15 protein-coding genes are annotated in these 21,819 nt (G+C 73.2%); 9 read left to right on the top strand and 6 right to left on the bottom strand.

The features are described 5' to 3' along the window. Positions 1 to 32: 32 nt before the first annotated feature. Entirely contained in the window at positions 33 to 956 is a 924-nt protein-coding gene (gene ftsX, locus OG898_RS16860; RefSeq protein WP_250741071.1) for a permease-like cell division protein FtsX, read from the bottom strand. A 17-nt stretch (positions 957 to 973) separates the two neighbouring features. Then, positions 974 to 1,663 carry a cell division ATP-binding protein FtsE gene (gene ftsE, locus OG898_RS16855; protein ID WP_250741064.1) on the bottom strand — a complete coding sequence of 230 codons (690 nt, stop codon included), beginning with the start codon at positions 1,661 to 1,663 and terminating at the stop codon, positions 974 to 976. 225 nt (positions 1,664 to 1,888) lie between these two features. Between ftsE and OG898_RS16850 the strand changes: the two genes are divergently transcribed. Next, positions 1,889 to 2,083: a hypothetical protein gene (locus OG898_RS16850; RefSeq protein ID WP_250741061.1), complete on the top strand. Its 195-nt coding sequence runs from the start codon at positions 1,889 to 1,891 to the stop codon at positions 2,081 to 2,083. Between the two features lie 112 nt (positions 2,084 to 2,195). Here OG898_RS16850 and prfB read toward each other — a convergent pair whose 3' ends face one another. Then, positions 2,196 to 3,305 carry a peptide chain release factor 2 gene (gene prfB, locus OG898_RS16845; protein WP_250741060.1) on the bottom strand — a complete coding sequence of 370 codons (1,110 nt, stop codon included), beginning with the start codon at positions 3,303 to 3,305 and terminating at the stop codon, positions 2,196 to 2,198. A 313-nt stretch (positions 3,306 to 3,618) separates the two neighbouring features. On the opposite strand from prfB, the gene OG898_RS16840 reads away from it, so the two are divergent. Beyond that, positions 3,619 to 4,689, top strand: a complete 1,071-nt coding sequence (locus OG898_RS16840) for an isopenicillin N synthase family oxygenase (RefSeq protein WP_250741059.1) — start codon at positions 3,619 to 3,621, stop codon at positions 4,687 to 4,689. Between the two features lie 373 nt (positions 4,690 to 5,062). Here OG898_RS16840 and OG898_RS16835 read toward each other — a convergent pair whose 3' ends face one another. Further along, positions 5,063 to 6,307: a serine/threonine-protein kinase gene (locus tag OG898_RS16835; protein ID WP_250751070.1), complete on the bottom strand. Its 1,245-nt coding sequence runs from the start codon at positions 6,305 to 6,307 to the stop codon at positions 5,063 to 5,065. Positions 6,308 to 6,504: 197 nt separating this feature from the next. After that, on the bottom strand, positions 6,505 to 8,298 hold the full coding sequence (locus OG898_RS16830) for a serine/threonine-protein kinase (RefSeq protein ID WP_250751067.1): 1,794 nt from the start codon (positions 8,296 to 8,298) through the stop codon (positions 6,505 to 6,507). 495 nt (positions 8,299 to 8,793) lie between these two features. Here OG898_RS16830 and OG898_RS16825 point away from each other — a divergent pair, with 495 nt between their 5' ends. The 5 genes from OG898_RS16825 (at position 8,794) to OG898_RS16805 (ending at position 18,930) form a co-directional block, all read left to right on the top strand. Beyond that, positions 8,794 to 12,774: an FHA domain-containing protein gene (locus tag OG898_RS16825; protein WP_266957751.1), complete on the top strand. Its 3,981-nt coding sequence runs from the start codon at positions 8,794 to 8,796 to the stop codon at positions 12,772 to 12,774. Positions 12,775 to 12,935: 161 nt separating this feature from the next. Then, the gene (locus tag OG898_RS16820; RefSeq protein ID WP_250751063.1) at positions 12,936 to 14,324 is read left to right on the top strand and encodes an ABC transporter substrate-binding protein; all 1,389 of its coding nucleotides are present in this window, start codon (positions 12,936 to 12,938) and stop codon (positions 14,322 to 14,324) included. Positions 14,325 to 14,329: 5 nt separating this feature from the next. Continuing rightward, on the top strand, positions 14,330 to 15,679 hold the full coding sequence (locus OG898_RS16815) for a carbohydrate ABC transporter permease (RefSeq protein WP_250751061.1): 1,350 nt from the start codon (positions 14,330 to 14,332) through the stop codon (positions 15,677 to 15,679). Further along, complete coding sequence (locus OG898_RS16810) at positions 15,676 to 16,533, top strand: carbohydrate ABC transporter permease (RefSeq protein ID WP_266957749.1); 858 nt, start codon at positions 15,676 to 15,678, stop codon at positions 16,531 to 16,533. The genes OG898_RS16815 and OG898_RS16810 overlap by 4 nt, the downstream gene beginning before the upstream one ends. Positions 16,534 to 16,653: 120 nt before the next feature. After that, on the top strand, positions 16,654 to 18,930 hold the full coding sequence (locus tag OG898_RS16805; protein WP_250751059.1) for a bifunctional glycosyltransferase family 2 protein/CDP-glycerol:glycerophosphate glycerophosphotransferase: 2,277 nt from the start codon (positions 16,654 to 16,656) through the stop codon (positions 18,928 to 18,930). Positions 18,931 to 19,105: 175 nt separating this feature from the next. Here the strand turns inward: OG898_RS16805 and OG898_RS16800 are convergent, their stop codons facing one another. Beyond that, the gene (locus OG898_RS16800; RefSeq protein WP_250751058.1) at positions 19,106 to 19,741 is read right to left on the bottom strand and encodes a TetR/AcrR family transcriptional regulator; all 636 of its coding nucleotides are present in this window, start codon (positions 19,739 to 19,741) and stop codon (positions 19,106 to 19,108) included. Between the two features lie 206 nt (positions 19,742 to 19,947). Between OG898_RS16800 and OG898_RS16795 the strand changes: the two genes are divergently transcribed. Together OG898_RS16795 and OG898_RS16790 are read left to right on the top strand one after the other, a co-directional pair. Beyond that, positions 19,948 to 20,808 carry an ABC transporter permease gene (locus OG898_RS16795; protein WP_266960290.1) on the top strand — a complete coding sequence of 287 codons (861 nt, stop codon included), beginning with the start codon at positions 19,948 to 19,950 and terminating at the stop codon, positions 20,806 to 20,808. Beyond that, the gene (locus OG898_RS16790; RefSeq protein WP_266957746.1) at positions 20,801 to 21,613 is read left to right on the top strand and encodes an ABC transporter ATP-binding protein; all 813 of its coding nucleotides are present in this window, start codon (positions 20,801 to 20,803) and stop codon (positions 21,611 to 21,613) included. Before OG898_RS16795 ends, OG898_RS16790 begins: the two co-directional genes overlap by 8 nt. The last annotated feature ends 206 nt before the right edge of the window (positions 21,614 to 21,819 follow it).

Raw genomic sequence — 21,819 nt, 5'->3', positions numbered from 1 at the left:
GGAATCCACTTCGTTCGCCGAAGGGGAGGACGTCAAACCTTCAGGTACTTGCGCAACGCGATGAAGGCGGCCAGGGAGGGCATCAGGACGCCGATGACCAGGACGAGCGGCAGCTTGGTCAGGACCGAGTCCCAGCCGATGAAGTTGATGAGCTCCATCTTGTCGCGCAGTGCGGCGCCGTGGTCGATCACGAAGTACTGGCCCGCGCCGAGCATCCCGCACGCGAGCAGCGCGCCGATCAGGCCGGCGAAGGCGGCCTCCATGATGAACGGCACCTGAATGTAGAAGCTGGAGGCGCCCACCAGGCGCATGATCCCGGTTTCGCGCCGACGGCTGAAGGCCGAGACGCGCACCGTGTTGACGATCAGCAGCAGGGCCACGACCAGCATGATCAGCATGATGCCGAGGGCGGCCCAGTTGAGGTAGCCGAGGAGTCTGAAGAGGTTGTCCAGCACGGTGCGCTGGTCCTCCACCGACTGGACCCCGTCCCGCCCGGAGAAGGAGGTCGTGATGACCTTGTACTTCTCCGGCTGCTTGAGCTTCACCCGGAAGGACTCGGGCATCTGGTCCGGGGTGATGGACGCGGCCAGGGCGGTGTGCCCGAACTGCTCCTTGTAGTGCTTGAAGGCCTCGTCGGAGGACTCGTAGGTGACGGCCTCGACGAGGTCCATGCCCTTGAGCTCGGTCTCCAGGGCCTGCTTCTGCTCCGGGGTCACCGCGCCCTTGGAGCAGGAGGCCCCGTTGGTCGCCTCGGCGTCGCTCTTGTTGCAGAGGTAGATGGAGACGTTGACCTTGTCGTACCAGTACCCCTTCATCTTGCTCACCTGGTCGCGCATGAGCAGGGACCCGCCGAACAGGGCCAGCGAGAGGGATACGGAGATGATGACCGCGAAGGTCATGGTCAGATTGCGGCGGAGACCGACCCCGATCTCCGACATGACGAACTGGGCGCGCATCGCGTCTCAGGAGCCTTTCAGTGCTGGTAGCCGTAGACGCCGCGCGACTGGTCGCGGACGAGACGGCCCTGCTCGAGTTCGATGACGCGCTTGCGCATCTGGTCGACGATCTGCTGGTCATGGGTCGCCATGATCACGGTGGTGCCGGTCCGGTTGATCCGGTCCAGCAGCTTCATGATGCCGACGGAGGTCTGGGGGTCCAGGTTGCCTGTGGGCTCGTCCGCGATCAGCAGAGCCGGCCGGTTGACGAAGGCACGGGCGATGGCCACGCGCTGCTGCTCACCGCCGGAGAGCTCGCCGGGCATCCGGTCCTCTTTGCCGCCGAGGCCGACGAGCTCCAGAACCTGGGGAACGGCCTTCTTGATCTCGCCGCGCGGTCTGCCGATGACCTCCTGGGCGAAGGCCACGTTGTCGGCCACCGACTTGTTGGGCAGGAGGCGGAAGTCCTGGAATACGGTCCCCAGCTGGCGCCGCATCTGCGGAACCTTCCAGTTGGAGAGCTTGGCGAGGTCCTTGCCCAGGACGTGCACCTGGCCGTGGCTCGCCCGCTCCTCGCGCAGGATGAGCCGCATGAAGGTGGACTTGCCGGAGCCGGAGGAGCCGACCAGGAAGACGAACTCGCCCTTCGAAATGTCCAGGGAGACATCTCTGAGTGCCGGGCGGCTCTGCTTCGGGTAGGACTTGGAGACGTTGTCGAATCGGATCACGGGTGCACCACGGTCGCCGGGAGTAGGTGTGCGTGACCATACGCGAACAGGCGCGAGGTGTGGACCCGGCGTCCGGAGTTGCCCGATATATCCCCTGGTCCGAGAGGTGCACGACCGCGATTGCCCGGAGGGGCCGCGCCGAATGTCATCGAAGCTGGCACAGTGGGAGGGGGAACGGACCGGTTCCCGCGACCGTTGTAACCGAGGGGACGAGAGGAGGAGCGCATGACATATGACCGGCTCGTGTGCGCGAACTGCGCCGGACCCGTCAGTCAGGGCCGCTGCCGGGTGTGCCGGGCGAACCGGGAGCGCCTCCAGCAGGAGGGCCCCTTCTCCGGTGGCATCAACCCGGTGGCGCTCATCGCGCTGCTGGTGATCCTGGTGGCCGCGCTGGCACTGGTGGCTCAGCAGACGGCGTAGTTGCAAACGGCGCAGTTCCTCAGCCGCCACGTCCCGATCAGACGCAGAAGAGCACGAACGGAAGGGCCCGGACACCTCACGGCGTCCGGGCCCTTCCGACTGTTCCACGTGCCTACGCGGTCTGCTCCTGCTGCTTGCGCCAGCGGATCCCGGCCTCCAGGAAGCCGTCGATCTCGCCGTCGAGCACCGCCTGCGGGTTGCCGACCTCGAACTCCGTCCGGAGGTCCTTGACCATCTGGTACGGGTGCAGGACGTAGGAGCGCATCTGGTTGCCCCAGGAGCTTCCGCCGTCCTTGAGGGCGTCCATCTTGTCCTTCTCCTCCTGGCGGCGCCGCTCGAGCAGCTTGGCCTGGAGGACGTTCATCGCGCTGGCCTTGTTCTGGATCTGCGACCGCTCGTTCTGGCACGAGACCACGATGCCGGTCGGCAGGTGCGTGATGCGCACCGCGGAGTCGGTCGTGTTGACGCCCTGGCCGCCGGGGCCCGAGGCGCGGTACACGTCCACGCGCAGCTCGCCCTCGTCGATCTCGACGTGGTCGCTGGACTCGACGACCGGCAGCACCTCGACGCCCGCGAAGGAGGTCTGGCGGCGGCCCTGGTTGTCGAAGGGCGAGATCCGGACGAGGCGGTGGGTGCCCTGCTCGACGGAGAGGGTGCCGTAGGCGTACGGGGCCTTGACCACGAAGGTGGTCGACTTGATGCCGGCCTCTTCCGCGTACGAGGTCTCGTAGATCTCGGTCGGGTAGCCGTGCCGCTCGGCCCAGCGCAGGTACATGCGCTGCAGGCGCTCGGCGAAGTCGGAGGCGTCCACGCCGCCGGCCTCGGCACGGATGTTGACCAGCGCCTCGCGCTCGGCGTACTCGCCGGAGAGCAGGGTGCGGACCTCCATCTCGTCCAGCGCCTTGCGCACGGAGACCAGCTCGGTCTCCGCCTCGGCGAGGGTGTCCGCGTCGTCCATCTCCTGGGCGAGGTCGAACAGCACCGCCAGGTCGTCGATGCGCCCGCGCAGGCTCTCGGTCTTGCGGACCTCCGCCTGGAGGTGCGAAAGCTTGCTCGTGATCTTCTGGGCGGCCTCCGGGTCGTCCCACAGGGACGGCGCGGCGGCCTGCTCCTCGAGCACGGCGATTTCTGCCCTCAGCTTGTCGAGGTCCAGGACGGCCTCGATCGACCCCATGGTCGAGGAGAGGGACTTCAGCTCTTCGGAAACATCGACGACTGCCACGGGTCCAGCGTAGCCGGTCCCCGGGGGGCGCTCTCCGGGCAGGCCGAATCACCCGTACTAATGGTGGGTCGTACGGGCGTACGCTCACGATATGACCGTCTTCCTCGTCAAGCGCCGCCATGTGGACCACATGCGTGTCACGACGACGAGCTGTCCGCCGCCGGACCATCCCCAAGCCTGATCCACCCCGATCCGACTTGGTCCTGTACGCGGCCTCGCGGTCCCGGCGCCAACCCTGCCGGCGGCCCTCCCCAGCCGCGGCCCCCGCCACCCCTGGGGACAGGACCCCGTGACATCCCGAAACGGAGCCGTCATGCCGTCCGCGCACCCTTCTTCTCCTTCTCCCTCCGCTACTTCCTCCGCGTCTCCTTCCTCCTCCGCTGCGCCCGGGGCCCCCTCCCTTCCGGTCCTGGACCTCTCCCAGGCCGACGATCCGGCGCTGCGCGATTCCTTCCGCAAGGCACTGCACGCGGCCGCCCGGGACAGCGGTTTCCTGCACCTCGTGGGGCACGGGGTCACTGCCGCCGAGACCGAGCGGATCCTGGCCCTGACCAGGGAGTTCTTCGCCCTCCCGGAGGCGGACCGGCTGGCCGTGAGCAATCTCAACTCCCCGCACTTCCGGGGGTACACCCGCATCGGGCACGAGCTGACCGGCGGCGCCTCCGACTGGCGCGACCAGCTCGACGTGGGCGCGGAGCGGGCGGCGCGGGACGTGGGACCGGACGACCCGGCGTACCTGTGGCTGGAGGGCCCGAACCAGTGGCCCGCGGCCCTTCCGGAACTGCGCGACGTGGTCCTGGAGTGGCAGTCCCGGCTGGCCGCGGTGGCCCACCGCCTGCTCCGGGAGCTGCTCGCCTCGATCGGCGCCCCGGCGGACTTCTTCGACGATGCCTTCGCGGACCGGCCCCACCTGCACACGAAGCTGATCCGCTACCCCGGATCCGCCCCGACGGGCACCGACCAGGGGGTCGGGGCCCACAAGGACTACGGCTTCCTCACCCTGCTCCTCCAGGACTCGGTGGGCGGGCTCCAGGTGGTCCGGGACGGGGCCTTCCTGGACGTCCCCCCGATGCCGGGGGCCTTCGTGGTCAACCTGGGCGAGCTGCTGGAGATCGCGACGGAGGGGTACCTGACGGCGACGGACCACCGCGTGGTGAGCCCGGCGGGGAGCGTGGAGAGGTTCTCGGTGCCGTTCTTCTACAACCCGCGCCTGGACGCCGTCATCGAGACGGTCCCGGGCGACTACCTGGACGCGGCGCCGGGGATAGCGCACGACGCGTCGAACCCGCTGCACGCGGAGTACGGCCGCAACGAGCTGAAGGGCTGGGTCCGAGCCCACCCGGCGGTGGCCCGCCGCTGGCACCCGGAACTCACCGGGGCGTAGCCCCGAAGCCCCACGGGGCCGTGGCCGGGCAGCCCTGCGCGGGGCCGTGTGGCCGGGGAGCCCTGCGCGGGGCCGTGGCCGGGGAGCCCTGCGGGGCTGTCCCCTACCCGCCCTTCCACCGTTCCCCGGGCTGCGCCCGGACCCCCTGGGGCTCCGCCCCGGACCCCGCGCCTCAAACGCCGGCGAGGCTGGATTTGGCCGGCGTCAGCTCTCAGCCCTCCGGCACCCTCAGCCTCGCCGGCGTTTGAGGCGCGGGGGTCCGGGGGCCGGCCCCCGGCAACGGCGCCGCACGCGGCAACGGGTCCGGGGCGGAGCCCCGGGGAACGGTGGAAGGGTGGGTAGGGGACTTCGCCCCGCGCAGCGGCCTGGGTCGCTACGGGGCCGTCGAGCCCGACTGCTTGTTGTCCTGGGGCGGCGCAGAGTCGGAGGAGACGGCCAGCCAGCTGCCGACTCCGACCGCCGCGGCCAGCGCCACCGCGGCAGCGGACAGCGCGAGCCGCCGCTTGCGGACGGTCTCCGCCCGGTGCCGGGCCGAGCCCGGCCGGTGCCCGCCCGCAGGGCGCGGAACCCGGGCCGTGCCCAGCGCCCCGCCCGCCAGCTCGTCCGGCCCCGGCACCCGCATCGAGGTGTGGGTGTCCCGGTTGGAATCCGTGGAGGAGCCGGGGACCAGCGGGACCACGCCCCGCCGCCGCACCGGATCGGCGACCGCCTCCGGTTCCGCGAACTCCGCCTGCTCCGGTTCGTCCGGCTCGTCCACGTCCAGCGGCGGCATCCCCGCCAGCAGCGGCAGCAGGTCCCGCAGCCGCAGGGAGAGCTCCGAGGCCCGCAGCCGCGAGGCGGGCGCCTTCGCCAGGCACTGGACCATCAGCTGCCACAGCTCGTCGGGGATGCCGGGCAGCGGGACGACGGTTTCCGTCACGTGGCGCCGCAGCACCGCCCCGGGATGCCCGCCGCCGAACGGCGTGAAACCGGCGAGCAGTTCGTACAGCACGGTGGCCAGGGCGTAGATGTCCACGGCCGCGCGCGGCGGCAGCCCCTCCACGATCTCCGGCGCCAGGTAGTCGGGCGTGCCGATGATCCGGGTGGTGGGGGCCGAGGCCCGGCCGCCGGTGGAGCGGCGCGGCGAGTCGATGAGCTTGGCCACGCCGAAGTCGGTGAGCAGCGCCGGGTGCGCGCCGCCCGGTCCGAGCGGGCCCTGCATGTCGAGCAGGACGTTCTCCGGCTTCACGTCCCGGTGCACGACCCCGGCCGCGTGCGCCGCGGCCAGCGCGTCGGCGACGTCCGCGACGATGGCGACGGCCGCCTCGGGGGCGAGCCGCCGCTCGCGGTCGAGGCGCGTGCGCAGGTCCGTACCGCGGACGAGGTCCATGACGAGGGCGAGGTCGTTGCCGTCCACGACGAGGTCGCGGACGCAGACGACGTGCGGGTGCTCCAGGCCCAGGAGCGCGCTGCGCTCCTGGACGAACCGTCCGACGAGCTCCTGGTCGGACGCGAGGTCCTCGCGCAGCAGTTTGACGGCGACGGGGCCGTCAGGCCCCTCGCCCAGCCACACCGTGCCCGCGCTGCCGCGTCCAAGGATCTGGTGCGCGGTGTACCGGCTGCCGATCTTCCGTGCCACAACTGCTCCCTCAGCGGCTGGCGTACGCACCAAAGCTACGCGGCCAGGTGGGTGTTGGAGTCCACGGATCGCGGCGACCTTCACTTCTGCGGGCGAAATCACGTCCTGGAAGTCGACAAATCCACGAAGTCACCGGTACAAGGCCCGGTTCGAGTGGATTGCGCCGGTACGGCGTTCCCTGCCGAGGGAGTGAAGGCTCAGGAGCCCGTACCGCCCGCGGCGTCGCCGATCGTGGTGATCCAGTCCACGGCGTCCGAGCCCCAGGTCCACACCTGGTCCCACCAGCCGCGGCCGGTGCCGACCCACTCCTGGAGTCCGCTGAACTCCCAGATCAGCCAGCCCGCGACGAAGAACAGCACGATCATGACGAGGCAGCCCTTGAGGCAGCCCAGTCCCGGGATCTTGATCGGGTTCGCGCTGCGGCGCGGCTCGCGGGGCGCGCGGGGCTCCCGCCGCTCCGGCTGGCGGCCCGGCGGCGGCCCCTGAGGGGGCTGCTGCTGGGGCGGCGGCTGGGGCTGGCGGTACTGCGGCTGCCCCTGCGGCTGCTGGTACTGCTGGGGGTGCTGCTGCGGCTGATAGTGCTGCGGCGGGGGCGGCGGCGCGTACTGCTGCTGCTGGTACTGCTGAGGCTGCTGGTACTGCTGCGGCGGCGGGGCCTGCCGGTACGGCTGCTGCTGAGGAGGCTGCTGCGGTCGCTGTTGCGGCTGCGGGGGTCGCTGCGGCTGCTGGTACTGCTGCTGCGGCGGCGGGCCCGGGCGCTGCGGCCGGCGGCGCAGGGGGTCCTCGCTCGGGTCCAGGTAGTGCATCTGCGTCTGCTCGTTGCGGTCGCGGGCCGCCTGCATCTGCGACTGCCACGGGTGCGGCTGGTCCGGCCGCTGCACGGGCGGCATCACCGAGGTCGGGTCGGCGCCGGGCGCACCGGTGCTCGGGAGCACGGAGGTGGCGTCGGCCGCGCCGACCGGCGGCATCACGCTGGTCATGGCGTTGGGGTCGTAGGCCCCCATCGGGGAGGCTCCGGGCCGGCCGGGCAGCATCTGCGTCGCGTCCGCGGCGCCCGGGGTCTCGGGCACCGGCGCGGGCGAGGGGTCGGGTGCGAGGAGCGCGCCGACGCCGAGGGCGGCCTCGACCTCGGCGGCCGTGGAGTGCACGCCGATGCCGGAGGCGACCACGCGCAGGCCGCGCGCCAGGGTCTCCGCGCTCGGGCGCTCGTAGGGCTCCTTGCGCATGCAGCGCTCGATGACCGTCCACAGCGGCTCGGGCACGTTCGGCGGGCGCTGCGGCTCCTCGCTGAGGTGGCGGTGCAGGACCTCCAGCGCGGTACCGCCGGCGAAGGGGGGCCGGCCGGTGAGGAGCTCGTAGAGCAGGATGCCGGCGCCGTAGATGTCGACGGCGGAGGTCTGCGGGCGGCCCTCGGCGGACTCGGGGGCGACGTAGGCCGGGGTGCCGACGAACTCGTGCGTGCGCGTCAGGCCCGGGGAGTCCGCCAGGCGCGCGATGCCGAAGTCGGTGAGCATCGGCTTCATCTGGCCGTCGCGCTCGTCGACGAGGACGTTGGCGGGCTTCAGGTCGCGGTGGACCACGCCGTCGGCGTGGCTGGCGGCGAGCGCGTCCGCGATCTGGGCGGTGAGCAGGCTCGCGGCGACCGGGCTGAAGGGGCCGTTCTCGCGCAGGTACTTGTGCAGGTCCGGGCCGTCGATGAGGTCCATGACGAGGGCGAGGAGATCGCCCTCGACGACGAGGTCGCGGGTGCGGACGATGTTGGGGTGGGTCAGGCGCAGCAGGACCGAGCGTTCGCGCAGGAAGCGCATGACGATGTCGGGGTCCTGGGCCAGCTCCTCCTTGAGGACCTTGATGGCCACGGTCTCGCCGGGGTGGCCGGCCACGGCCGCCTCCGCACCGGCCGCCTCACGCTGGCGGGCGCGCCAGACGGTGCCCGTGGCGCCGCGCCCGAGCGGCTCCTCGAGCAGGTACTTGCTGCCGACTGGCCGCACGTCGCGCGCTCCCTGCTGTCGTCGATTCCGGCGAGTGATCCACGCATGATCCACACGTGATCCAGGCCTGATCTGCGAAATGGTTTTCCGGCCCACTCTAGGGCTTGTCCCGAAGGAAGACGCTGGGTGAGGGAGGTTGGTTGCCGCACATATGCACGAAGGGTGATGTTTGCGGCGTATGCCGGGGGCGATTTTCCCCGCCATCCTGTCGATATCCGATCGGCCCGCTTGCAGGTCCGGCGCCGGTCCGCGACCGATCAAGATCACTTCCCGGTGGGTGGCGGGCGTGTTGAGGACGACAGGTGCGAGGATGCACCCGTACGGAACGGCCGGGACGGGAGCCCCGCCTTCCGGGCAGACCTGACCGGACGACGCGTCCGTGCCGGGTGGGGGCGGACGGGCGGGCACCACGTGCGAACGGGCACGGGTGATCGTCCAGCAGGTCCCTGCCGGGCGCACACACCGCGCACCGCGCAGAAGGGACCGCTGACGGCGATGCAGATCCGGCTGACCGTCCTTGGGTCGGGGTCGCGCAGCGGCCACCAGACCGCCACCGCGACCGCCTCCGGCGGGGGTACCGGCGGAGGAGGTGCACCGGCGAGCTGTGACGTGCTCGTCACCGCGCCCGCCGGGACCGCCCTGTCCGCGGTGGCCTCCGGGCTCGCGGCGACCGTCGGCGGACCCGACACCGGTGGCACGGTCGTGCTGTACGCCGGTACGGAGCGCCTGGACCCCGCGCGCTGCGCGCTCGGCGAGCCGCCGCTCGTGGACGGGGCGGTGCTGTCGCTGAACGTGCCCGGCCCCGACGTCCGGACGGACGGGACCGCGGCCGCGAACGCCCTCGGCGACGGGCCGCAGCTGCACGTCGTGGCCGGGCCGGACGCCGGCGGGGTGCACCTGCTGCACCCCGGGGCGATCCGGATCGGACGCTCGGCCGACGCGGACGTCCCGCTGGACGATCCGGACGTGTCCCGCCTGCACTGCACCGTGACGGTGCTCCCCGACGGGCGGGTGGCGGTGGCCGACCTCGGGTCGACGAACGGCACCACGCTCGACGGCGCGGTGGTCGGCGCGGAGCGGGTGGCGCTCGCGCCGGGGGCGCTGCTGCGCGTCGGCGAATCCACGCTCCGCCTGGCCATGGGCCCGGCCCCCACCCCGCTCCCCCTCACCCCGGACCTGGAGGGCCACCTCTCGGTCTCCCTCCCGGGCCACCCCGCTCCCGACGCGCCGACCCCGGAGGCGGGGGCACACGCCGAGGGCGGCGCTACGCCGGGCACCGCGGCGGGGTCCCACCCCGGCGGCCCCGGCGAAGCCTGGAGCGGCGCCACGCACGGCACCGGGGCCGGGTCGCATCCCGGCGGAGCCTGGACCGGCGCTACGTCGGGCCCCGCGGCCGGGTCCTACCCCGACGGCGGCGCCTCCGGCGGAGCCTGGACCGGCGCTGCGCCAGGCAGTCCGGCGGGGTCGCACTCCGACGGCGGCGCCCGGAGCCGTGGGGCGTACCCCGGCGACGGGCAGAGCCTGGGAGCGCAAGGACAGATCCCCCACCCCGCCCCTCCCCGAAACGGGGGCTCCGCCCCCGACCCCGGCCGGCCCGGGTACGGGACCCCGGGCGCGCCCGCGGGGCACCGGGACGGCGGCGCCGGAGCGGTCCCGGCCGCCCGGGGCACCGAACACCACACCGGAGGCGGCTGGAACGCGTCCGGCTCCGCTTCCCCGGACCCCTGGCCGTACGGCGAGGCCGGCCAGGGCGGCGACGCCGACCCGCAGCGGGCCGGCCGCATCGCCAGGCCCGGGTCGGGCTCCCGGTCCGGGTCAGGAACCGGCGCCCCGGGCACCGGACACCACCCGGTCCCCGACCGTTCCGGCGCCGCCGGCCAGTACGGCGGACCGGCACACCCGGGCGCAGCCCCGGGCGCCACGGGCCCCTACGGCGGCGCGGAACACCCCGGAGCAACCCCGGGGCGGCACGCCGGAGCACCGCACCCCGACCACTCCCCCGGGCGGCACCCCGGCGCAGCCCCCGGGCAGCAGGCCGGCGCGGCACACCCCGACAGCACCCCCGGGCGGCACGCCGCAGCGCCGCACCCGGCCGGAGCCGCAGGCCCGTACGCGGGAGCGGCCCACGGGGGCGGAGCGGCGGACCCGTACGCCGGAGCACAGCACGAAGGCGGAGCCGCAGGCCCGTATGCCGGAGCAGCCCACGGCGGAAGCAGCGCCGCGGACCCGTACGCCGGAGCCCACGGAAGCAGCGCCGCCGACCCGTACCGTCACGCCGGGCCCGGGCCCGGGCAGCGGACCGGGGTCGAGCATCACGGCGCGGGCGGCTGGGAGGAGCCCGAGGCGGTCCGCGAGGCCGAACCCCGCCGCGCAGGGCGTCGCGGCATCGGCGCCTGGGCGCGCAAGTGGGTGCGCGGGGCGGATGCCGCCGAGGTGGAGGCGGTCGCCGAGCCCGCGGCCGCCGTCACCGCGCGGCCCGGCTCCGACGATCCCGCGGCCCTGCTGCTCACCGCCCTGGGGCCGGCCCCGCGGCTGTGGGCCGGCCCGGCCGGGCTCGACGTCACGCTCGGCGCGGGCAGCGAGGTCGCGCTCCGCGAGACCGGCGCGCTCGGGATCGCCGGACCCCGGGCCCGGCTGACCGGTGTGGCCCGCTCCGTCATCGCACGGCTGGCGGCCCTGCACGCCCCCGGCCAGCGCCTGGAGATCGTGCTGGTCTCCACCGACCGGGCCCGCCCGCTCGCCGAACGCCGCCGTGACTGGGGCTGGCTCGGCTGGCTGCCCCACGTACGCCCGGCACACGGGCAGGACTGCCGGCTGCTGCTCGCGTACGACCGCGATCAGGCGGCCGCCCGTGCCGGGGAGCTGACCCGGCGGCTCGACGACGGCCCCCTCGGCACCCACTGGGCCACGGCCGGCGCGGACGCGGTGCGCGAGGCCTCGTACGCCTACCGGGGCCCGTACACCCTCCTGGTCCTCGACGGGGACCCCGGCCCCGGGGCGCTGCGGGACATCACCGGCCGGCTGACCTCGCACGGGCCGGCCGCCGGGATCCACGTGCTGGTCCTGGCCGAGGCTCCGGCCGCGACGCCCGCGTCGCCCGTCGCCGAGACCTACGAGGCGGCCTGCGCGGCCGCCCCCGCCTTCCGGGACTGCCGGGCCGCTGCCCTGCTCAGCGGTGATGTGGCCACGACCGTACGGACCTTCGCGGTCTCGGGCGGCGCACCGACCGGGTCCGGTGGTACGGCCACGGCGGACGCCGTGTCGGCGGCCTGGGCGGAGCGGTTCGCCCGCGCCCTGGCCCCGCTCAAGGCCGACTCCCCGGTCACGGAGGGCGGTTACCGGCCGGCCGCCGCAAACCTGCCACAGACCTCCCGCCTGCTCGACGAGTTGGGGCTGGCCCGGGCCACCCCGGCTTCGCTGATGGCCCGTTGGGCCGCCTCCACCGACCAGGGGCAGCGCGTCGGCGGGCTCGCGGAGATAGTCCTCGGCACCGGTCGGCGCGGGCCGGTGGGCGCCGAACTGGTCACCGACGGGCCGCACGTGCTGATCGAGGGACCCGCCGGCAGCGGCCGTACGGAACTGCTGCGCTCCGTGGCGGCCTCCCTGTCGGCGGCCGCCCGTCCCGACCGGCTCGGCCTGGTCCTGCTCGACGGGGCCGGCGGCGAGCGCGGCGACGGCCTGCTGCCCTGTACGGAGCTGCCGCACGTCTCGGCGCACCTGGTCGCCTCGGACCCGCTGCGGATGCGGGAGTTCGCGCAGGCGCTGGGCGCCGAGCTGAAGCGGCGGTCCGAGCTCCTGGACGGGGTGCCGTTCTCCGAGTGGCACGCCGTGCGCGAGGTCTCCGACCGGATGGTCTCCCCCCGCCAGCCCACCCCCGGCGAGCTGCGCGGCGATCTCGAACCCCAGCGTTCCGGCACCCTGCGGCTGCGCTCCTCGGCCACCCGTACCGATCCGGCGGCCGGGCCCAGCCCGCTGCCGCGCCTCGTCGTGCTCGTGGACGACTTCGACGCGCTGGTCGCGCCGGGCCTGGGCAGTACGGGCCGGCCCGCCGCCGGTTCGGTGGTCCGCGCGCTGGAGGCGGTGGCCCGCGAGGGAGCCCGGCTCGGGGTGCACCTGGTGGCCACCAGTGCCCGCCCGGACCGGACGGCCGACACCGAGCTGGCCCGGCTCACGACCCTGCGCGTGGAGCTCGACGCCCCCGACCAGCCGGGGCCGGGCCGGGGCGTGCTCCGGTACGCCGACGGGCGCACGGTTGCGTTCCAGGGCGGCCGGGTCACCGGCCGGATCCCCCGGACGGCCACGCTGCGGCCGACGGTGGTGCCGGTGGAGTGGGAGCGGATGGGCGATCCGCCGGCCCGTCGCCCGGTCCGCGAGCTGGGCAACGGCCCGACCGACCTGGCGCTCCTGGCCAGCGCCCTGGACCGGGCCTCGCACCTGGTGTCGGCGGTACCGGTGCTGTTCCCGCCGGCGCCCTGAACCGGCGTCCGGGCCGCCGCCGACCTGCCCCCTGACCGGCCCCCGAGCGGTCCTCCGCCCACCCCCGTACGCCGCGAGGCGGTATTGCGGGGGCGGGCGGGGCGGCGTAGACCTTGTGGCACGGGACACACCATCGCCAGCGAGGCATCGGGGGCACCGCCATGCGCAAGCACGGAACGAGCCGCACGACACTCCGGACATCCCAGCGCCGACGGCACACGTGGGCCGCCCTGGCCGTGGTGGGCGCGCTGGCGCTCAGCGCGTGCGGCGGCGACGGCAAGGAGCCGGCGAAGGGCACGGACGGCCCCGACACCTCGGGCGGGCCGTCCGTCGCGTTACCCCGTCTCGACGGGGAGAAGCTGGAGGTCGCCGCCGTCTGGACGGGCGCGGAACAGGCGAACTTCGTCAAGGTCCTGAAGGAGTTCGAGCGGCGGACGGGCGCCACGGTCACCTTCGTCCCGGCGCAGGACCCGATCGTCACCTTCCTCGGCTCCAAGATCGCGGGCGGCGCCCCGCCGGACGTGGCGCTGCTCCCGCAGGTCGGGGCGCTGGTCGCGGCGGTCAAGAACAAGTGGGCGCAGCCGGTCGGCGCCGACGCGCAGGCCCAGCTGGACCAGAACTACTCGCCCGGCTGGAAGAAGCTGGGCGCGGTCGACGGCACCCAGTACGGCGTCTACTACAAGGCCGCCAACAAGTCGCTGATCTGGTACAACGCGAAGGCCTTCGAGGCGGCGGGCGTACGGCCCCCGGCGACCTGGAAGGAGCTGCTGACGGCCGCCGACACCCTGTCCGCGTCCGGTACCCCGGCGGTTTCGGTGGCGGGGGCCGACGGCTGGACCCTGACCGACTGGTTCGAGAACGTCTACCTCTCGCAGGCGGGCCCGGAGAAGTACGACCAGCTGGCCAAGCACGAGCTCAAGTGGACGGACGACAGCGTGAAGCAGGCGCTGACCTCGCTCGCCGAGCTGTTCGGCCGCAAGGACTTCCTGGCGGGCGGCCAGAGCGGGGCGCTGGCGACCGAGTTCCCGAAGTCGGTGACGCAGACCTTCACCGGCGGCGACCGGCCGGCCGCCGCGATGGTCTACGAGGGCGACTTCGTGGCGGTCAACATCGCCCAGACGGACGCGAAGGTGGGCACGGACGCTTTGGTCTTCCCCTTCCCGGCGGTCGGCGCCAAGGCGCCGGTGGTCTCGGGCGGGGACGTGGCGGTCGCGCTGAAGGCCTCCAAGGGCGCGCAGGCGCTGCTGACGTTCCTGGCCTCGGTGGACGCGGCGCGGATCCATGCCCGTGAGGGCGGCTTCCTCTCCCCGAACAAGGCGCTCGCACCGGACGCGTACCCGAACGACATCCAGCGCGGCATCGCCGAGGCCCTGATCGCGGCGGGCGACAACTTCCGCTTCGACATGTCGGACCAGGCTCCGGCGGCCTTCGGCGGGACCCCGGGCGCGGGCGAGTGGAAGGCGCTCCAGGACTTCCTGGCGAACCCGGCCGACATCGCGGGGACGCAGGCGAGGCTGGAGGCGGACGCGGCCAAGGCCTACGGGAACTGATCCCGATGGCCTCCCCCGCGACCACCCCGGTGGCGGGCCCCGCCACCGGCCCCCGCTCCCCGAAGGCCAAGGAGACCCGGCGCCGCCGGCTGACCGCCGCGGCGTTCCTCCTCCCCTCCCTCGTCCTGCTCGGCGCGCTCGTCGTGCACCCCATCGGCTACTCGCTCTACCGCAGCTTCTTCGACCGCTCCGGCGAGGAGTTCGTGGGCGCCGGGAACTACGGGGAGATCCTGCGCGACGACACGATCCGCACCGCGCTCGGGAACACGGCGATCTGGGTGGTGCTGGCCCCGGTCACCGCCACCGCGCTCGGTCTGCTCTTCGCCGTGCTGACCGAACGGGTGCGCTGGGGAACGGCCTTCAAGCTGATCGTCTTCATGCCGATGGCCATCTCGATGCTCGCGGCGGGCATCATCTTCCGGCTCGTCTACGACGCCGACCCCGACCGGGGCGTGGCCAACGCCGTCTGGGTCGGCGTGCACGACACCTTCGCCGAGTCCTCCGCCTTCCCCAAGGCCCGCCCCGGCCGGGACTCGCCGCTGCTCCCGGCCGACGGGGGCGCGTACGTGACCCGCGATCCGGTACGGGCGGGCGTGCCGGCGCTCCTCCCGCTGGTCGGGATCGCCCCCGAGGCCCTGCCCGAGGGCACCGCCACGGCGAAGGCGGCAGCCCCCGGACCCGGGAAGGTCACCGGCACGGCCTGGCAGGACTTCACCCGGGGCGGGGGCGGTACGACGAACACGGTCGACCCCACCGAGTCCGCCCTGTCGGGGCTGCGCGTCGAGGCGGTCAAGGACGGCCGGGTCGTCGACTCGGCGCGGACCCGGGCCGACGGCACCTTCACCCTGTCCGCCGCGGCCGACGGCGCCCTGCTGCGGCTGCCTGCCTCGAACTTCCGGGAGGCCTACGGGGGCGTCGAGTGGCTCGGCCCGACCCTGGTGACCCCGGCGGTGATCGGTGCCTACGTGTGGATGTGGGCCGGGTTCGCGATGGTGCTGATCGGGGCCGGGCTGGCCGCCGTACCGCGCGAACTGCTGGAGGCGGCGCGGGTGGACGGGGCGAGCGAGTGGCAGGTGCTGCGGCGGATCACCGTGCCGCTGCTGGCGCCCGTCCTGGCCGTCGTGCTGGTGACCCTCGTCATCAACGTCATGAAGGTCTTCGACCTGGTCTTCGTGATCGCCCCGGGCGCCGTGCAGGACGACGCCAACGTCCTGGCGCTCCAGCTGTACCGGACCTCCTTCGGCACGGACGCCGATCCGGGGCTGGGCAGTGCCATCGCGGTGCTGCTGCTGGTGCTCGTGGCTCCCGTCATGGCCTACAACATCCGCCGGATGCGCCGGGAGGCCCGCCGATGAGCACACCACCCACCGCGCGGTCCCTCGCCGCCCGGGCGGCCGGCGGGGCGCTGCGCGTCTTCCTGGTCCTCGCGGGCCTGTTCTGGCTGCTGCCGACGCTCGGGCTGCTGGTCTCCTCCTTCCTCTCCCCCACCGCGCTGAACGACGGCGGCTGGTGGCAGGCGCTGACGGCGCCCTCCCGGCTGACGGCCGACAACTACGAGCGGCTGCTGGCCAACGAGACCGTCACGGGCTCGCTGATCGACACGGCGGCCATCGCCGTCCCGGCGACCCTGCTCGTCCTGGCGCTGGGGGCGTTCGCCGGATACGCCTTCGCCTGGCTGGAGTTCCCCGGCCGCGACTGGCTGTTCCTGATCGTGGTCGCGCTGCTCGTCGTACCCGTCCAGGTGGCGCTGATCCCGGTCTCCGAACTCTTCGGCTCCATCGGCCTGTTCGAGACCACGGCGGGCGTGGTCCTCTTCCACACCGCCTTCGGGCTGCCGTTCGCCGTGTTCCTGCTGCGCAACTTCTTCGCGGAGATCCCGCGCGAGCTGCTGGAGGCGGCCCGTCTCGACGGGGCGGGCGAACTGCGGCTGTTCGCACGGGTGGTGCTGCCGCTGGGCGGTCCGGCGATCGCCTCGCTCGGCATCTTCCAGTTCCTGTGGGTGTGGAACGACATGCTGGTCGCCCTGGTCTTCGCGGACTCGGCGCACCCGCCCGTCACGGTCGCGCTCCAGCAGCAGGTGCGGCAGTTCGGGAACAACATCGACGTGCTGGCGCCCGGCGCCTTCCTGTCGATGGTGGTGCCGCTCGTCGTCTTCTTCGCCTTCCAGCGGCAGTTCGTCTCGGGGGTGATGGCGGGAGCGATCAAGTAGAGCGGTGTGGATCACGCAGGGCGGTGTGGATCACGGCATTGACGTGCGTGGTTGACGCTCCGTAACCCGAATGCCGCACCCTGCGTAACCCGATCACCACGCCGGGGGTTCCTGGGCCATATGCCCGCGCCGACCCCTGGATGTGCCGTGCCCCGGTTCAGCGTCATCGTGCCCGCGTACAAGGTCCAGGCGTACCTCCAGGAGAGTCTGGACTCGGTCCTGACCCAGTCGTACCCGGATCTCGAACTGATCGTGGTCGACGACGCCTCCCCGGACGCCTGCGGTTCGATCATCGACGAATGCGCGGCCCGCGACCCCCGGGTCACCGCCGTGCACCTGGCGCACAACCTGGGCCTGGGCCCGGCCCGCAACGCGGGCCTGTCCCGGGCCACCGGCGACTACGTGCTCTTCCTCGACGGCGACGACACCCTGGCCCCCGGCGCCCTGCAGGCCATCACCGACCGGCTGAAGGCCACCGGCTCCCCGGACGTCCTCGTCTACGACTACGCGCGCACCTACTGGACCGGCGAGCTGGTCCGCAACAGCCAGTCCCACCGCCTCTCCGAGGAGGGCCCGGCCAGCTTCCGCCTCGCCGACCGCCCCGCCCTCCTCGGCATGCTGATGGTGGTGTGGAACAAGGCCTACCGCCGCGAGTACGTGGAGCGCGAGGGCCTCTCCTTCCCGCCCGGCTTCTACGAGGACACCCCCTGGACCTACCCGGCGCTCCTGGCGGCGGAGTCGGTCGCCGTCCTCGACCGGGTCTGCGTGCACTACCGCCAGCGCCGCACGGGCTCGATCCTGACCACGTCCACCCGCCGCCACCTGGACGTCTTCGACCAGTACGACCGCGTCTTCGGCTACCTCGCCACCCGCCCCGAGCTGGAGCGCTGGCGGCCCGCCGTGCACCGGCGGATGGCCGAGCACTTCTGCGCCCTGTACGCGGACCCGCGCCGGCTCCCGCGCGCCGCCCGCGCCGAGTTCTTCGCCCGGGCCTCGGCCCTGCTGCGCCGCTACCGGGTGCCGGGCCCCCGGCCGCTGTCCCTGAGCCGCACCGACCGCACCCGCCACCTCCTGATGCGGCTGGGCACGAGGCGCGCGTACCGCGTCCTCTCCCTGCTCCGCTCGGCCTCGCTCACCGCGGGCCGCGCCGGAGCCACCCTGGGCCGGGGCCTGCGCGAGAGCGTCCTGCGCCTGCACTACCGCGCTCAGCGCCTGCTCCCGCTCCGCCCGGAGCTGGCGGTCTTCTCCGCGTACTGGCACGGCGGTTACGCCTGCAACCCGGCGGCGATCGAGGCCAAGCTGCGCGAACTCGCCCCGCGCATGCGGACGGCCTGGATCTGCGATCCCGCGCACGCCTCGACCCTGCCCCGCGGCACCACCCCGCTCCGCCCGGGCTCGGCGGCGTACTGGACGGCCCTGGCCCGCGCCACCTACCTCGTCACGAACGTCAACTTCGACCGCACCCTGGTCAAGCGCCCGGGCCAGATCCTCCTCCAGACCCAGCACGGCACCCCGCTCAAGCGGGTCGGCCTCGACCTCCAGGACCGCCCGGCGGCCACCCCCACCACGGACTTCGCGGGCCTGCTCCGCGGCGCGGACCAGTGGGACTACCTGCTCTCCTCGAACCGCCACTCCACGCTCGTCTGGGAGAAGGCGGTCCCGTCCTCGTACACCACGCTGGAGTACGGCTACCCCCGCAACGACGTGTTCCACCGGGCCACGCAGGCGGACGTCCTGGAACTGCGCGAACGCCTCGGCATCCCGCCGGGCTCCACGGCGATCCTGTACGCACCGACCCACCGTGACTACCGGCGCAGCCGCCCGGCCCACCCGGACTTCGACCGCATCCTGCGCGACCTGGGCCCGCGCTACACGATCCTGACCCGCACCCACCTCACGTACGCGGGCTCACCCGCCCCCGACCCCCACCCGCGCCTCCTGGACGTCTCCTCCCACCCCTCGGTGGAGGAACTCTGCCTGGCCTCGGACGCGCTCGTGACGGACTACTCGTCACTCATGTTCGACTACGCGGCCCTGGACCGCCCGATCGTGATCCACGCGGACGACTGGGAGGCGTACGAGGCCTCCCGCGGCACGTACTTCGACCTGCGCGCCTTCCCCCCGGGCGCGATCGCCCGCACCGAGGACGAGCTGGTGGACATCTTCTCCACCGGCCACTGGCAGGGCTCGCGCTCCGCGCAGCTCCGCGCGTCCTTCCGGACCCGGTTCTGCACGCACGACGACGGCCAGGCGGCGGAGCGCGTGGTCCGCCGCGTCTTCCTGAGCCAGCCCACGGCCCCCATCACCCCCCTGGAAGACCGCCGCCCCACCCCACCGGCCCCCTCAGCCACCCCGGAACCCACCCTGGCCCACCTGACCACGTCCCGCTGGCCGTAACCGGGCCTCAAAACGCCGGCGGGGCTGGATAATTCCAGCCCCGCCGGCGTTTGAGGCGCGGGGTCCGGGGCGGAGCCCCAGGGGGGTCCGGGCGCAGCCCGGGGAACGGTGGAAGGGCGGGTAGGGGAACTCCGCCCCGCAGGGCCGCACCCCCTCGGCCGACCCGCCGGACGGGTCAGGCGCTGCCGGCCGTCAGCCCGGCGACCACCGACCGCGCGAGGTCGTCCAGATATCCCCCCGGGACGGCATCCCGCACGACCACCTGCCGCCAGTACAGCGGCCCGATCGCCAGATCGAGCGCCCTCCCCGCATCCACCCCCACGGGAAGCTCGCCGCGCGACACCGCCTCGGAGATGATCCCCTCCGCCATCCGCCGCTGCCCCTCCAGCAGAGCCCCCCGCACCGCATCCGCGATCTCCGGATTCCGCGCCGCCTCGACCAGCAGGTCGGGGATCACCGCCGAGGCCACCGGATGCCGCAGCACGTGTGACATCACCTCCAGCAGCGCCCGTACGTCCCCGTAGAGCGACCCGGTCGACGGCACCGGCAGGCCGTCCACGGCGAAGGCGCCCACCAGGTCCAGCACCAGGTGCAGTTTCGACTTCCACCGGCGGTACACGGCCGTCTTCCCGACGCCCGCCCGCCGCGCGATGCCCTCGATCGACATCCGTGCGAAGCCCACGGTGGCGAGCTCCTCGACCACGGCCGCCCGGATCGCCTCGGTCACGTCCTCACGGAGAACGGCGGCCCCGGCGGGGGCTCTACGGGTGGCGGGGGCAGGGGTGGCGGCGGCAGCAGGCTCAGGCGTCATAAGCAGAGCATAACCCGCGACGACGATACGGTTGCGTTCCGACGTCGAACGACCTACCCTCACCGTAGCGACGATACGGACCCGTCCCATCGCCAGCCGACGCCCCGACCCCGTCGAAAGCGAACCCCGTGACAGTGACCACCGCGCCACCGGCCCCCGCTCCGGCGAAGCCCAGGAGCAGCGCCAAGGACAAGGCCCCGGACCCCATCGCCGAACTGGCGGCGGCCCACGACCTGACCCTCAGCGGCGCCCGCCCCACCCTCCCCCGCTACGTCGCGCAGCTCTGGGGCCGGCGCCACTTCGTGACCGCGTACGCCACCGCCCGGATGCACGCCCAGTACAGCGAGGCGAGCCTCGGCCAGGTCTGGCACCTGGTGACGCCGCTGCTCAACGCGGCCGTCTACTACTTCATCTTCGGCATCGTCATGCACGCCAGCCACAACGTGCCGAACTACCTGCCGTTCCTGATCACCGGCGTCTTCGTCTGGGACTTCATCGGAAGCTGCATCAACGCCGCCACCCGTTCCGTCCAGGGCAACCTCGGCCTGGTGCGCGCCCTGCACTTCCCGCGCGCCTCGCTGCCGCTGTCCACGGTGGTCCAGCTCTTCCAGCAGCTACTGGTCACCATGGGCGCGCTGATCATCCTGCTGCTGATCTTCGGCCAGACCCCCACCCCGAACTGGCTGCTCGCCTTCCCCACCCTCTTCCTCATGGCCGCCTTCTGCGCCGGCTGCGCCATGATCATGGCGAGGATCGGGGCGAAGAGCCCGGACGTCAGCCAGCTGATGCCCTTCGTCCTGCGGACCTGGATGTACGCCTCGGGCGTCATGTGGTCGATCGACCAGATGCTCAGCACGGACCACCTGCCGCACTGGGTCTCGATGGCCCTCAAGCTCAACCCCGCCGCCGTCTTCATCGACCTGATGCGCTTCGCGCTCATCGACACCTACACGGCGAGCCAGCTCCCCCCGCACGTCTGGCTGATCGCCCTGGGCTGGGCCCTGGTCGTCGGCGTCGGCGGGTTCGTTTTCTTCTGGAAGGCAGAGGAGGAGTACGGCCGTGGCTGACACCGCAACCCCCACCGCACCGGCACCGGCACCGGCCATCGAAACCCGGATCCCGACCGTCATCGCCGACGAGGTCCACGTGATCTACAAGGTGCACGGCTCGGGCGGCCGCAAGGGCGGCGCCACCGCGGCCCTGAGCCGGATCTTCTCCCGCAAGCCCGCCCCCGGCATCCGCGAGGTGCACGCCGTCAAGGGCGTCAGCTTCACCGCGTACAAGGGCGAGGCCATCGGCCTGATCGGCACCAACGGCTCGGGCAAGTCCACGCTGCTGTCCGCCATCGCCGGCCTCCAGCCGGTCGCGCGCGGCCGGATCTTCTCGCACGGCCAGCCGTCGCTGCTCGGCGTGAACGCCGCCCTGATGAACGACCTGACCGGCGAACGCAACGTGGTCCTCGGCGGCCTCGCGATGGGCATGACCAGACAACAGATCCGCGAGCGCTACCAGGGCATCGTCGACTTCTCCGGCATCAACGAGAAGGGCGACTTCATCTCCCTGCCCATGCGCACCTACTCCTCCGGCATGGGCGCCCGGCTGCGCTTCTCCATCGCCGCCGCCAAGGACCACGACGTCCTGATGATCGACGAGGCCCTGGCCACCGGCGACGCAGCCTTCCAGCGCCGCAGCCAGGCCCGCATCGAGGAGCTCCGCGAACGGGCCGGCACCGTCTTCCTCGTCAGCCACGGCATCGGCACGGTCCGCGAGACCTGCGACCGCGCGATCTGGCTCGAATCGGGCGTCCTGCGCATGGACGGCCCCTCGGAAGAGGTCTGCGACGCCTACGAGGAATTCACGAACAGCCGCTGACGGGCCCAGCCAGGTCCAGCGGCCCCAGCCAAATCCAGCGCCGCCAGGCCAAATCCAGCCCCTCCGGCGTTTGAGGAGCGGGGGTCCGGGGGCTGGCCCCCGGCAACGGCCCCGCACCCGCCCACAACGGACCGGACCACGAACGGGCCGGGCCCGGAACCCCCAAGAGGGTCCCGGGCCCGGCCCGTTCCCGCGCAAGCCCCGCA

This window comes from Streptomyces sp. NBC_00193, from assembly GCF_026342735.1.
GTDB lineage: Bacteria > Actinomycetota > Actinomycetes > Streptomycetales > Streptomycetaceae > Streptomyces > Streptomyces stoeckheimensis.
This window is presented reverse-complemented; position numbering and strand designations above follow the sequence as displayed.

Bases quoted from the DNA above. Each gene is read 5' to 3' on its own strand.
- ftsX (WP_250741071.1), bottom strand. From the start codon at position 956: ATGCGCGCCCAGTTCGTCATGTCGGAGATCGGGGTCGGTCTCCGCCGC.
- OG898_RS16850 (WP_250741061.1), top strand. From the start codon at position 1,889: ATGACATATGACCGGCTCGTGTGCGCGAACTGCGCCGGACCCGTCAGT.
- OG898_RS16840 (WP_250741059.1), top strand. From the start codon at position 3,619: ATGCCGTCCGCGCACCCTTCTTCTCCTTCTCCCTCCGCTACTTCCTCC.
- OG898_RS16825 (WP_266957751.1), top strand. From the start codon at position 8,794: ATGCAGATCCGGCTGACCGTCCTTGGGTCGGGGTCGCGCAGCGGCCAC.
- OG898_RS16820 (WP_250751063.1), top strand. From the start codon at position 12,936: ATGCGCAAGCACGGAACGAGCCGCACGACACTCCGGACATCCCAGCGC.
- OG898_RS16815 (WP_250751061.1), top strand. From the start codon at position 14,330: ATGGCCTCCCCCGCGACCACCCCGGTGGCGGGCCCCGCCACCGGCCCC.
- OG898_RS16810 (WP_266957749.1), top strand. From the start codon at position 15,676: ATGAGCACACCACCCACCGCGCGGTCCCTCGCCGCCCGGGCGGCCGGC.
- OG898_RS16805 (WP_250751059.1), top strand. From the start codon at position 16,654: ATGCCCGCGCCGACCCCTGGATGTGCCGTGCCCCGGTTCAGCGTCATC.
- OG898_RS16800 (WP_250751058.1), bottom strand. From the start codon at position 19,741: ATGACGCCTGAGCCTGCTGCCGCCGCCACCCCTGCCCCCGCCACCCGT.